At 61.7% G+C, this 13,088-nt stretch carries 10 protein-coding genes; 2 read left to right on the top strand and 8 right to left on the bottom strand.

What is annotated here, in order from left to right:
- Positions 1-109: 109 nt before the first annotated feature.
- Positions 110-829, top strand: coding sequence for a transcriptional repressor LexA (gene lexA, locus C5L10_RS12145; RefSeq protein WP_105401256.1), 720 nt, complete (start codon positions 110-112; stop codon positions 827-829).
- On the opposite strand, the gene C5L10_RS12140 is transcribed toward lexA, so the two are convergent.
- The gene (locus C5L10_RS12140) at positions 810-3,113 is read right to left on the bottom strand and encodes a ComEC/Rec2 family competence protein (RefSeq protein WP_245447982.1); all 2,304 of its coding nucleotides are present in this window, start codon (positions 3,111-3,113) and stop codon (positions 810-812) included. The genes lexA and C5L10_RS12140 overlap by 20 nt on opposite strands.
- A 491-nt stretch (positions 3,114-3,604) precedes the next feature.
- Here C5L10_RS12140 and gltA point away from each other — a divergent pair, with 491 nt between their 5' ends.
- A complete protein-coding gene (gene gltA / locus C5L10_RS12135; RefSeq protein WP_046637704.1) occupies positions 3,605-4,894 on the top strand; it encodes a citrate synthase in 1,290 nt (429 codons plus the stop codon).
- A gap of 30 nt (positions 4,895-4,924) precedes the next feature.
- Here gltA and lpxB read toward each other — a convergent pair whose 3' ends face one another.
- The 7 genes from lpxB to rseP all read right to left on the bottom strand — a co-directional run bounded on the left by lpxB (position 4,925) and on the right by rseP (position 13,064).
- The gene (gene lpxB / locus C5L10_RS12130) at positions 4,925-6,103 is read right to left on the bottom strand and encodes a lipid-A-disaccharide synthase (protein ID WP_105429867.1); all 1,179 of its coding nucleotides are present in this window, start codon (positions 6,101-6,103) and stop codon (positions 4,925-4,927) included.
- Positions 6,103-6,984 carry an LpxI family protein gene (locus tag C5L10_RS12125; RefSeq protein ID WP_105429866.1) on the bottom strand — a complete coding sequence of 294 codons (882 nt, stop codon included), beginning with the start codon at positions 6,982-6,984 and terminating at the stop codon, positions 6,103-6,105. The genes lpxB and C5L10_RS12125 overlap by 1 nt, the downstream gene beginning before the upstream one ends.
- Positions 6,985-6,990: 6 nt before the next feature.
- A complete protein-coding gene (lpxA, locus tag C5L10_RS12120) occupies positions 6,991-7,806 on the bottom strand; it encodes an acyl-ACP--UDP-N-acetylglucosamine O-acyltransferase (RefSeq protein ID WP_105429865.1) in 816 nt (271 codons plus the stop codon).
- Positions 7,803-8,270 (bottom strand): 3-hydroxyacyl-ACP dehydratase FabZ, encoded by a 468-nt coding sequence (fabZ, locus tag C5L10_RS12115; protein ID WP_046637708.1) that lies wholly within the window; start codon positions 8,268-8,270, stop codon positions 7,803-7,805. The genes lpxA and fabZ overlap by 4 nt, the downstream gene beginning before the upstream one ends.
- Positions 8,263-9,330, bottom strand: a complete 1,068-nt coding sequence (gene lpxD / locus C5L10_RS12110) for a UDP-3-O-(3-hydroxymyristoyl)glucosamine N-acyltransferase (protein ID WP_105429864.1) — start codon at positions 9,328-9,330, stop codon at positions 8,263-8,265. The genes fabZ and lpxD overlap by 8 nt, the downstream gene beginning before the upstream one ends.
- Before the next feature lie 51 nt (positions 9,331-9,381).
- Complete coding sequence (gene bamA / locus C5L10_RS12105) at positions 9,382-11,745, bottom strand: outer membrane protein assembly factor BamA (protein ID WP_105429863.1); 2,364 nt, start codon at positions 11,743-11,745, stop codon at positions 9,382-9,384.
- 197 nt (positions 11,746-11,942) lie between these two features.
- Entirely contained in the window at positions 11,943-13,064 is a 1,122-nt protein-coding gene (gene rseP / locus C5L10_RS12100; protein ID WP_105429862.1) for an RIP metalloprotease RseP, read from the bottom strand.
- Positions 13,065-13,088 lie beyond the last annotated feature (24 nt).

Here is a 13,088-nt window from a genome sequence, read left to right as displayed (position 1 = left end):
TATGAAGAAAAAATCATCATACTTCACAGAAATTTAGGGACTTGCAGAACACATATGGAACATATAGTGTCCGTTCTGGATTTGTTTCCGACTCTGAGGATGCCAAAAGATGCTCACGCGCAAACAACAGGAATTGCTTCTGTTCATTCACGAACGCATGAAGGAATCCGGCATCCCGCCGTCATTCGATGAAATGAAGGACGCTCTCGACCTCGCGTCCAAGTCCGGCATTCACCGCCTGATCACCGCGCTCGAGGAGCGCGGCTTCATCCGCCGCTTGCCGAACCGGGCCCGGGCGCTCGAAGTCATCAAGCTGCCGGAAGCCTACTCGCCGAGCATGCAGCCACGGCGCGGTTTTTCGCCGAGCGTCATCGAGGGAAGCCTCGGCAAGCCGCAGCCGGTAGCAGCCCCTCAGAAACCCGCCGCCAACGACGATTCACCGAACGCCACGACCGTTCCGGTCATGGGCCGCATCGCTGCCGGCGTGCCGATCTCGGCGATCCAGAACAACACGCATGACATCGCCGTGCCGGCCGAGATGCTCGGTTCCGGCGAGCACTATGCGCTCGAGGTCAAGGGCGATTCGATGATCGAGGCCGGCATTCTCGACGGCGATACCGTGATCATCCGCAACAGCAATACGGCCAATCCGGGCGATATCGTCGTGGCGCTGGTGGACGATGAGGAAGCGACGCTGAAGCGTTTCCGCCGCCGCGGCGCCTCCATCGCCCTCGAAGCCGCCAACCCAGCCTATGAAACCCGCATCTTTGGGCCGGACCGGGTGAAGATCCAGGGCAAGCTCGTCGGCCTCATCCGCCGGTATCACTGATCATCTGCCGGAGCGGTTCCGGCAATGAGCTATCGAAACCTTGGCTTCGCCAATCATAGTGGCGGTGCCGGCTCCAGGGCCGATCTCCGCCCGCCATGGCGGCACGGATCTGCCAGCGCCGAATGTCGGTCGCGCCGTTGATGGAAATCTCCAGGGCGCCGGTCTTGCGAAGCGTGGCACTATTGATCATCAGGGCGCCGGACCGGCATTGGTCGAAGCGGGCACGCGGCGCAATGACAAGACTGGCGGCGTCGCAGGCGGCACCCGCATAACGGCCGTCCTCGACTGCGATAACGATGCCCTTGCCCGTGCTTGCCGCACACCAGGCCGTCGGCTCGCAGGTGAAGCGGCCGGCAGGCGCCTGTTTTATCTTCGACTTTGCCGTTTCGAATTGCTGCGGGGTCAGTTCAGGGCGCTCGTTGATTTTCTCGCCGGGCCGCTTGTCGTCGGGTGGCTTGTCCCTGAATGGCGACATTTCAGGCTTGGTCGGATCGCCGAGCAGAAGCGCCCTCTTCCATTGTCCGTAGACGAAGTCGGGCGGGCGGGCGCGATTGGTGACGACCCCTTCCCCGTCTACAAGTGCGACCATCGTCCCGTCTTCCGAGATCAGGATATCCGGCAGCGGCATCGACCGCTCATGCCAGGAAAGCAGCAGAGCGGTCACCATCAACGGCAAGCCTATCAATCTCAGTCTCGTCCTCATGAGCGTCAGCAGCAGAAAACCTGCCGTCGACACGGTCAGGAACCAGGGATGCTGTCGCCCTATGCCGACATCGCCGCCCCAGGCGGCGACGTGTTTGGCGATGGCGATCACCCACCCCAGGCCGATGCCCATGAGCTTCATGAAGGGCGCATCGAGGCCGAACGGCATCAGCAACATGCCGACCAGCCCTGCCGGCATGACCACGAAGGAGATGATCGGCATGGCGGCGAGGTTGGCGGCAAGGCCGTAGGTGGCGATGCGGTGGAAATGCTCGACTGAGAACATGGCGGTCGAGATGCCGCCGATCAGCGAGGTCACGAAGATGCCGGCCGCGAAATTCCAGGATGCCAGCACCGGCGTCACCACAGGGTGACGGAACGGCAGAGGTTCGGGGTCGCGGCGTTGCGCCCTGTGTTTCCAGAGTGCGTAGCCGGCGACCAGGGCTGCGGTGGCGGCAAACGACATCTGGAAGCTCGGCCCCAGTATTTCCGAGGGCGACATGGCGATGATGACCAGGGCGGACAGCGCGACATTGCGCAGGCTGATCGATGGCCGATCGAAAAGCACCGCGACCAGCATGATCGCCATCATGATATAGGCTCGCTCGGCGGAAACGCCGAAACCGGAGATCAGGTAATAGGCCGTCGCCATCATCAGCGCCCCGAGTGCGGCGATCTTCTTGACCGGATAGGCCTGGGCGAAGCCCGTGAAGACGGAAAGCACGGTGCGCACGCCGACAAAGAAGATGCCGGCGGCGAGCGCCATGTTCAGCCCGGAAATGGCGACGATATGGGCGAGGCCCGACAGTCGCAGCGCCTCGGTGGTGTCTTCGGAAATTGCCCGGCGCTCGTCCGTGACGATCGCCGCGGCAAAGGCGCCGGGATCTCCGGGCACGGTCTCCCGGATACGGGTCGCGATGGCGCTGCGCAGATCGAAAAGTTGGATTTCGACGTCCTTTATCCAGCTCCGGGTTGAAGGGGGAGCAGCCTGCTTTTTCGGCGCTCCATAGAAAAATCCGACTGCGCCGATGCCGTCGAAATAGGAAGAAAAGGCGAAGTCGTTGAGGCCCGGCAAGGCGGGTCCCGACGGGGGCGAAATGCGGGCGCGGCCGCTAATCGTCTCGCCGGTTTGGGCAGGCTCATGGCGGGACCTTGCCAGCAGAGATACACGCTGCGGTGGGCGCCTGACTTTCGGATGGGAGGTCCGCTCGATGCGGACGATATAACGCCAACGGCCCTGAGCGTCGCTCTCCCTGCGCTCGACCACACCAGTGAGCTCGGTCGTCACCGGCGTATCGAGAATGACGGTGGCCCGCCTCCAGGTCTCCAACTGCGCCAGCATCATGCCTGCGAGGAAGAGTGCGAGAGCGAGCGGCAACAGGTGCGTGGCACCGGACCGGTAGCGCGAGACGATTACAAAGATCGCGCAGACGCAAAAAAGGAGGAAATACGGCCAGAAAGCCGGGGTCTGCGGCAGCGCAAACCAGCAGGCGGCCCCTGCCCCGACGACAACAGGCAGAAAAAGGAAACCATGGCCATAGATCGCCTCCTCCTCCAGCATGACCGGGAGACGGCGCCGCAACCGGTCAAGACGTCGGATTGTCGAGCGGCGAACTGACCCTCCTGACGTATGAACGGGCGGGCGGCGTTCGATCGCGGGAAAAAGCTCGGCCAGGTCCCGGACCTTGACCGAGTCGGATGCTCCTCCGTTTATGCGGAGATCCGGCGGCCGGGATATCAGCTTCCCTGCCTCGACATGCGTCGGAAATGCATCTTCCTCCGGCATGAAACGCTCTGTTCGCCCAACCGCCAGACATGCGGCAATGCAACCTGCGCGCTTCCTCCCCGGTCGTCAACCGACGGTTAAATATCGGGAATTCCGAGGCGCGAAAAAGGCTTGCAACAGGAAGTTGGACATCCAAGCAAACGCCGCTGCCCAATAATTTTTCGCGCTGCACAAAATGCCGTCACGACAGCTTGGCATCAGCTTTCGGATCATATAGCTAAACTGTGGACGCTTAATTCTTGTGGCGCTTTTTGGGCGCCATGCCGCCAAAAGGTTGGAGGATCAGCATGACGGATACAAGCGCAAATCTGGTAATCGGTGACAGAAAAGTCGATCTGCCGGTCAAGTCGGGCACCATCGGTCCGGACGTGGTCGATATCGGCGCTCTTTACAAACACACCGGCACCTTCACCTACGACCCGGGCTTCACCTCGACCGCGTCTTGCGAATCCAAGATCACCTATATCGATGGCGACGCGGGCATCCTGCTGCATCGCGGTTATCCGATCGAACAGCTGGCCGAGCATGGCGACTTCTTGGAAACCTGCTATCTGCTGCTTTACGGGGAACTGCCGACCGCCGCGCAGAAGAAGGACTTCGACTATCGCGTGACCCATCACACGATGGTGCACGAGCAGATGAGCCGCTTCTTCACCGGCTTCCGCCGCGACGCCCATCCGATGGCCGTCATGTGCGGCTGCGTCGGGGCCCTGTCCGCCTTCTATCACGACTCGACCGACATCACCGATCCGCACCAGCGCATGGTCGCTTCGCTGCGCATGATCGCCAAGATGCCGACGCTTGCCGCGATGGCCTATAAGTATCACATCGGCCAGCCTTTCGTTTATCCGCAGAACAATTTGGACTATGCGTCGAACTTCCTGCGCATGTGCTTTGCCGTTCCGTGCGAAGAGTATGTGGTCAACCCGGTGCTCTCGCGCGCCATGGATCGCATCTTCATCCTGCATGCCGACCACGAGCAGAACGCTTCGACCTCGACGGTCCGGCTTGCCGGTTCCTCGGGCGCCAACCCGTTCGCCTGCATCGCGGCCGGCATTGCCTGCCTCTGGGGCCCGGCCCACGGCGGCGCCAACGAAGCAGCTCTCAACATGCTGACGGAAATCGGTTCGGTCGACAAAATCCCGGAATACATCGCCCGCGCCAAGGACAAGAACGATCCGTTCCGCCTGATGGGCTTCGGTCACCGCGTCTACAAGAACTACGATCCGCGCGCCAAGATCATGCAGAAGACCACGCATGAAGTGCTCGGCGAGCTCGGCCACAAGGACGATCCGCTCCTGCAGGTAGCGATGGAACTCGAGCGCATCGCGCTCACCGACGAGTATTTCATCGAGAAGAAGCTCTACCCGAATATCGACTTTTATTCGGGCATCACGCTGAAGGCGATGGGCTTCCCCACCACCATGTTCACCGTGCTCTTCGCTCTCGCCCGCACCGTCGGCTGGATCGCCCAGTGGGCCGAAATGATCGAAGATCCGCAGCAGCGCATCGGCCGCCCGCGTCAGCTCTATACCGGCGAAGCGCAGCGGGACTACATCCCGGTTTCCAAGCGTTAACCGACAAGCGACACCCAACAAAAAACCCGGTCAGAGACGACCGGGTTTTTTTGTGTCCAGAACCTGGAGAACGATGCCGGCGGCCGCTTCGCCCGGCGGCACGGGCACTTGCAGGCGCTCCCAGGTAAGATCGAAACCTTCGAGCATGGCGCGACGCTGCATCGTGTCGGAGGACAAGCGCTCGGCCCAGCGGCACAGGCTTGCCGGCCGCACCACCTCGTTGACGTATTCCGGCACCACCGCATAATCGGCGATCAGGTTCGGCAGGGCGCCGGACCAGGTCTTGATGCGTTTTGCGAGCATGGTGATCAGCCAGTCGGTCTTGTAGGCCGAGACCACCGGGATCCCGGCCAAGCCGAGTTCGAGGATCACTGTCCCGGAGGCCGCAAGCGATGCATCAGCATCAGCAAAGGCCGCCCATTTCCCGTCCGCATCGGCGGTGATCTCCGGCTTAACCTCGAAACCGGCGGCGATCTCGCGCACCAGCTTTTCCCGGCGTGGAACCGTCGGCAGCACAAAGCGGGCCGGCCCGTTGCGCGCAACGAACTCGCGGGCCGCCTCGCCGAAGATCGGCAGCAGCGCCTTGATCTCAGCCGAACGGGACCCCGGCAGAAGCATGATCGTCTTTTCCTCCCCCGGCTCCTTCACCGGGCGCCCGGCCCGGATACCGCGGACCTTGAGGAGCGACGGATCGGCTGTCAGACGATGGCCGACGAAGGTGGTTTCCGGCCCGCCGAGACGCTTCATGGCCTCAGGCTCGAACGGCAGCACAGCCAAGACATGATCGACATAACCGAGCATCGCCTTGGCGCGATATTCCTTCCAGGCCCAGACGCTCGGGCAGACATAATCGACGATCGGCAGGTCCGGCAAAGCGGCGCGCACTTTCCTGGCGACGCGATGGGTGAAATCGGGGCTGTCTATGATGATCAGCACGTCAGGCTTGGCGGCAACGATCGCGGCCGCCGTCTGGTTGATCCGCTTGATCAGGTTCGGCAGGCGGGCGATCACCTGGGTCAGCCCCATGATCGACAGTTCGGAAAATTCGAAGAGCGAATTGAGGCCTTGTGCCTCCAACGCTTCGCCACCGACGCCGACGAGTTCGACCGGGCCGTCATGGGCTGCCTTCAAGGCCACGATCAGATCGCCGCCGAGCAGATCGCCGGATACTTCGCCGGCTATGACGCCGACCTTCAAGGTCTTGACCATCACAATCCTCCTTGCGGCAGGCCGGGATCGATGCCGCAGACGAAAATACCGGCAGCATCGGCCGCGGCAATCATCTTCGCTTCTTCCAGTACCAAAGCGCGTCCCGCCTCCACGGCGATGCCGGCGAGACCGGCCTTGATGGCGTTTTCGATGGTCGACGGGCCGATCGTCGGCAGATCGGCGCGCATATCCTGCTGCGGTTTGCAGAGCTTGACGAGTACGCCCTTGCGGCGGGCGGAGATGCGGCCCTCGGCGCGCAATGCCGTCACCCGCTCCAGCATCCGGTCCGTGCCCTCGACGCCTTCCAAGGCCACGACACGTCCGCCGACGCTGACCGCGCCCTGGCCTATATCAAGCTCGCCGAGACGCTTGGCGGCTTCGGACGCCCGATCGATATCGCGGCGATCGTCCTCGGACGGCGCATGGGCGCCGAGCGGTCCGATCTTCGCAAGCAGGCCGGGAACGATGTCGTGGGCGCCCAGCACTTCGCAGCCCATCGCCTCAATGAGCTTGATGACCATCTGCAGCACCGAATCGTCGCCGCCGGAAAGAAGCGTGCGGACAACCGAGGGGACTTTCAGGATCGTACGGAAGGTCGGATGGATGTCGCGCCAATCGGGCCTTCGGGCAACGCCGCCCGACAGGATGACACGGGTGATGCCCTTTTCGCGAAACAGGCGTTCGATCGCCGAAAGATCGCCGACGCCGACGGAGACCGCCTCGAAACCATCGAAGCCCTTATCGGATTCGTTTGCGAGCGCTACGATCAGAGGCGTTTCACCGGCCGCCTGTGCGGCTTTTGCCACATAGAGAGGCAAGAAGCCCTTCCCGGCGATGATTGCCAGCCGGCCCTTCGGCGCAAGGCTCGGTAGGCCGGCCATATGGGATCAGCCCTTGCCGCGGAAGGTCGAGGAAATGGCACGATCGCTCTCGACCGCGATGAAATCGAGGATTTCCATCGCTTCCTTGCAATCGGCGTAGTCGTTGCGGATCGCCGCTGCGTTGGTGCGGATGTTGCTCTCGCCCTCGAAGATCTGCTTGAAGGCGCGGCGGACGGTATGGATCGTCGCACGCTCGATGCCGGCCCGGGTCATGCCGACCACGTTCAGGCCGCCGAGGACGCCCGGATTGCCGTTCAGCATGCCATAGGGGATGACGTCGTAATTGACGGCCGAAAGTCCGCCGATAAAAGCCTGGCGGCCGATGCGGGTAAACTGATGCACAGCGCAGCCGCCGCCCAAGATCGCCCGGTCCGCCACGTGGACGTGGCCGGCCAGCATGACGTTGTTCGACATGATGATGTCGTTGCCGAGCTGACAGTCATGCGCAACGTGCGAATTGGCGAGGAACAGGCAGTTGTTGCCGACCACCGTCTTGCCGCCGCCGCCGACCGTGCCGCAGTTCATCGTCACGCCTTCGCGCATGACGCAATTGTCGCCGACCGTCAGCGTCGAATCCTCGCCCGCCTCATGAAGGCTCTGAGAAACGCCACCGATGATCGCCATCGGAAAGATACGGCAGTTGCGGCCGATCTCGGTGCGACCGCTCACCACGGCATGCGACAGCAGCTCGACGCCATCCTTCAGCACAACGCGCGGGCCGACATGCGAAAACGGGCCGACGACGACGTTCTCGCCGATGACGGCGCCGTCCTCGACCAATGCTAACGGATGGATACGCGCGCTGGCTGCAATGCTGCTCATTCTTCTTCCTTGCGCCGGATCATTGCGCCGATATCGGCTTCGGCAACAAGTACGCCGTCCACCTTCGCGTCACAATGGAATTTCCAGATATTTCCGCGCTGCTTCTGCTTGGTGACGTGGAATTCGACCCGGTCGCCCGGCACAACCGGCTTGCGGAAGCGGGCATTGTCGATGGTCATGAAGTAGACGAGATTGCCGCCCTCGCCTTCTTTCCTGGCGCAGATGGCGCCGGCAGTCTGCGCCATGCCCTCGACCAGAAGCACGCCCGGCATGATCGGCTTCTCCGGGAAATGCCCGGTGAAATGCGGTTCATTGGCGGTGACGTTCTTGATGCCGATCGCGGAATTGTCGCCGTCGATCTCGACGATCTTATCGACCAAGAGAAAAGGATAGCGGTGCGGCAGCAGCTTCATGATTTCCTGAATATCGGCCGCGCCGAGCACCGGCTTGGTCTCATCAGTCATTCTTCTTCTCTCCTCTGCGTTTCGCCCGCTCATCCGAACGCATCAAGACTTCCGCGGTATCGCGGAGGAAATCCGGCATCGGGCGGGCGGGAATACCGCCATAACGCGCCCCGGCGGGAATATCTCCCACCACACCGCTCATCGCGGCGATCTGCACGCCGTCTCCAATCGAGATGTGTCCATTAATACCGGATGCGCCGCCGATCAATACACCGTCGCCGATCCGCGTCGAACCGGCTATGCCAGCGCCGCTCGCGATGCCGCAATGGCGGCCGATGCGCACGTTGTGGGCAACCTGGACCTGGTTGTCGATCTTGGTGCCTTCACCGATGACCGTGTCGTCCATGGCGCCGCGATCGACCGTCGTGTTGGCGCCGATCTCGACATTGTCCTGGATGATGACGCGGCCGATCTGGACGATCTTCAGCATGCCGCGCGGACCCGGCGCAAACCCGAAGCCGTCCTGGCCGATACGGACGCCATTGTGAATGATTACGCCGTTGCCGATGAGAGCCGCGATCACGCTCGCCCCTGCGGCGATCGTGCAATCCCGGCCGATCTTGACGTCGGCGCCGATGATGGTTCCGGCGCCGATGCGGGTGCCGGTGCCGATCTCCGCCCGCGCGCCGATCACGGCCATGGGCTCGATCTCGACGCCGGGTTCGATCCTGGCGGTCGGATCAACGAACGCGGCGGGCGAAATGCCCGGGGGAAACGAAGTGATCGGAGACGGCCGCATCGCGACCGGATGCAGGATGGCACCGGCCTGGGCAAACGCCGTGTGTGGAGTCTTGGTCAGCAGAACCGGGATATAGGCCGGAATGATCGAACGGATCGCGGTATCACAGATAATCGCGGAAGCCTTGCAGCTTTCCAGTTCGTGACGGCTTTTCCGGGACAGGATATAACAGATCTCGCCCTCGCCTGCCCGCGCAACGGGTGCAACGGAACGGATCAACCGATCGCCGGCGCTGCCATCAAGCAGTTCAGCCCCAAGAAGGGCGGCCAACTCGCGCAGGCTCACGCCATCATGCGGCGGAAAGAATTCATTGTGGTCCATAAAGCTAAAGCTCCAGAACAGATTTCCGCCCGCAACCGCGAGCGGAAATGATCAGAACTGGTTCGCCATGCTGAACCGGAATTCCTGGGTTTCGTCGAAGTCTTCCTTCATGACCGGATGCGCATAGTCGAAGCGGATGTTGCCGAACGGCGACGCCCACATGATACCCGCACCGACCGACGCGCGCCAGTTCATGCTGGTGCCCTGCGCAGCGCTGGTGCCGAGCGGGACATCATTGCCGTAAAGGGTACCGGCATCGGCGAAGACGGCAGCACGCAGGCCGAAGTCTTCCGGAACAGCCGGCATCGGCATTGTCATTTCGGCGGAGGCCGTAAAGTAGGTCGTGCCGCCGAGCGCATCGCCGTGATCGGTCGTACGCGGACCGATACCGTCGTTCTCGAAGCCGCGGATCTGACGACCGCCGATCGTGAACTGGTCGAAGACATGCAGATTGTCGCCAGTGGAGACCACATGGCCGGCCCCGACTGCGATGGAGCCGATCAGGTCAGCTTCGGTCGACAGAAGCTGGAAATAACGGGCGCGACCGGAGATCTTGTAGAAGTCGGAGTCGCCGCCAAGACCGGCATATTCATGCGTGATCGTCGCGTAGATACCTTCGCGCGGCAACGTCTGGCTGTCGAGCGTGTTGTAGGTCAGCGTCTGCGAAATCGACGACTGAACGAACTTGCCCTGGTCGATCATCGAGATGTAGGGCGACGAAAGGTTATCGTCCGCGGTGCCAGGGACGCCGTCGGTACCGAAGGCACCGTCGTTGTCGTACTGGATTTCCTTGTAGGTGTAGCGGAATGTGGTCGCCAGATCTTCGGTGATCGGCGCCGTTACGCGCAGGGTGACGCCCTGCTCATCGTAGTCGTAATACTCGTTCGAAGAGGTCTTGCTCTTGAACAGGTCGAAACCGGCCGCCAGACGATAACCGAGGAAATAGGGCTCGGTGAACGAAAGGTTGTAGCTGCGGGCTTCGTCGAGACCACCGCCGACTGCGACGCGGATGAACTGGCCGCGGCCGAGGAAGTTCTTTTCTTCGATCGAAGCTTCGAGCAGGAAGCCGTCGCCGCCTGCGGAGTAACCGGCGCCGATACCGAACGAACCGGTCGGCTGGTCCTCGACATCGACAACGATGACGACGCGGTCAGGCGAAGTGCCCTGCGAGGTCGAGATATTGACGGTCGTGAAATAACCGAGCGCCTCAAGGCGACGCTTGGCGCGCGAGATCATTTCCTGGTTGAAGGCATCGCCTTCGCTGAAATCGAACTCGCGGCGGATGACATAGTCACGCGTACGGGTATTGCCGCGGATCTCGATGCGCTCGACATAGGCGCGCTCGCCCTGGTCGACGAGGTAGGAAACACCGATCGTGTGGTTTTCCATGTTGCGGTCGCCGCGCGGCGTGACGCGAGCGAACGGATAACCGGCCGCGGCGACGCGCTTGGAGATCGCTTCCATCGACTTCTGGATTTCGCGGGCATTATAGACGTTGCCGGAGCGGGTCTCGACCAGACCTTCGAGGTCCTGGCCGCTGATGCCCTCGACCGTGGATTCCACCGAGACGTTACCGTACTGGTAACGCTGGCCTTCCTCGACCGTGAAGTTGATATTGTACTTGTTGCTCGATTCATCGAGCACTGCTTCCGACGAGATGACGCGGAAGTCAGGATAACCGTGGTTATAATAGAACTGGCGCAGCGCTTCCTCGTCGGCGCGCAGCTTGTCCTCGCTGTAGACGTCCTTGCGGGTCAGGAAGGACAGCGGACCAGATTCCTTGGTGATCAGCACCGACTTCAGGCGGCCATCGCCATAAGCCTGGTTGCCGGCGAAGCTGATGTCGGCGATCTTGGTGCGGTCACCTTCGTTGATGACGAAGGCAAGGTTCACACGTCCCTGGCCGACATCGGCGGTCTGGGTGGTGATCTGAACGTCGCTACGGCCGATCGCGCGATAGGCTTCGCTCAGACGCTGGATATCGGCGTCGATCAATGCCTGATTGTACGGGCCAAGCGGCTGGGTCTGAACGACTGCCTGAAGCTTGTCGTCCGTGATCTTGCGGTTGCCGTTGAACACGACCTGGTTGATGAGCTGATTCTCGCTCACCGACACGACCAGCGTGCTGCCGGAAACACTGATTTTGACATCCGAGAAATAGCCGGTCGAATAAAGCTTGCGGACCGATTCATCGATGTCGTTGTTGGAGAAGTTGACACCCGGGCGGATGGTCAGGTTGGAACGGACAGCCTCCTCGCCGGCGCGCTGTGCGCCGCGGACCTGAACGCTCCGGATAACCGCCGCTTCGGCAGAAAGTGCGGAAGCAAGTACCAGTACACCTGCGCCCGATGCAACAACACTAGCAGACAGCGCAAACGCCGACACTGCGTTCAAAAACTTTGAACCAGCCTTCATTTCAATTCTTACCTTTTCCCGTTGTCCCTCGGCGGGTGGTGCCCGACTCCGGCCACGTGTGTCGTTTTACCTTCTTTTGACCTACAAGCAAGGCATCGCGTTAATTTCTGTTTACTTACTTCCCTTGCGTGACCCAATGGCCACGCAACTGTTGTAAACATGGTGAATAAACGGTTTCTTTTACGATTTGAAGGACATCAACCGATCAGATTGCTGATGTCGTTGAAGGTCGCGAAGACCATGAGGCTCAAAACCATCGCAAGCCCGATGCGGAAGGCGATCTCCTGAGCACCCGCGCCCAGCGGTCGGCCACGGATGGCCTCGATCGCGTAGAAGACGAGATGACCGCCGTCCAGAATTGGCACAGGCATGAGGTTCAAGAGCCCGATCGAGACGGAAAGAACAGCTGCGAGCTGAACCACCGCCGCAAAGCCGAGCGTCGCCATCTGGCCCGATGCCTGAGCGACCCTGACCGGCCCGCCGAGCTGGTCAGCCTTCATCCGCCCGGTCACCAGGTTTCCGATATAGCGGAAGGTGCCGGTGACGATATGGCCGGTCTCGGTGACACCTTCGGCGACAGCCTGCAGCGGCGTGAACCTCTCGACGCGGAAATTGCCGCGCTGTTCGTTGGTGACGATGCCAATCAGGCCGAGCTCGACCTTGTTGCCGAACTGGTCTGTGACCTCGGAGCGCTTCGGCACCATCGGCAGATCGAGGTCCTTGCCGTTCCGCTCGACCGTCACGATGATCGGGGTGTCCGGCCTGATGCTGACATAACGCCGTACGTCGTCGAAAGTCCGGATGCGCGAGCCGTCGAGCGCCACCAGCCGATCGCCGGGCTCAACGCCGGCCGCAAGGGCGGCACTTCCCGGCTGGACCTCGGCGACCACGGGATCGGCGACGACCTTGCCGTAGACGCTGAAGAGCACGGCGAAAATGGCAATCGCCAGGATGAAATTGGCGATCGGACCGGCCGCGACGGTGGCGGCCCTCTTCCAGAGCTTGGCACCGGCCAGCGTCTGAGCCTTTTCTTCCTCGCTCATGCCCGCAAGGCCGCTCGCATCCGGCAGGCTCGCGGCGTCGTCGTCGCCGAAGAACTTGACGTAGCCGCCAAGCGGGATCGCCGAGAGCTTCCAGCGGGTGCCATGACTGTCGGTGAAGCCGAGAAGTTCCGGTCCGAAGCCGACCGAGAAGGCGGTGACCCGGATGCCGCACCAGCGTCCGATAAGATAGTGGCCCATCTCATGCACGAAGACGAGCAGGGACAGGACCAGCACGAAGGGGATGATATAGCCGGTAAGGAAGCTGAGGATGGCCATCAAAATTTCCGTTTCAACATTGTA

Source organism: Neorhizobium sp. T6_25 (assembly GCF_002968555.1).
GTDB lineage: Bacteria > Pseudomonadota > Alphaproteobacteria > Rhizobiales > Rhizobiaceae > Neorhizobium.
The sequence above is the reverse complement of the archived record's forward strand: the minus strand, read 5'-3'. Positions and strand labels throughout refer to the sequence as shown.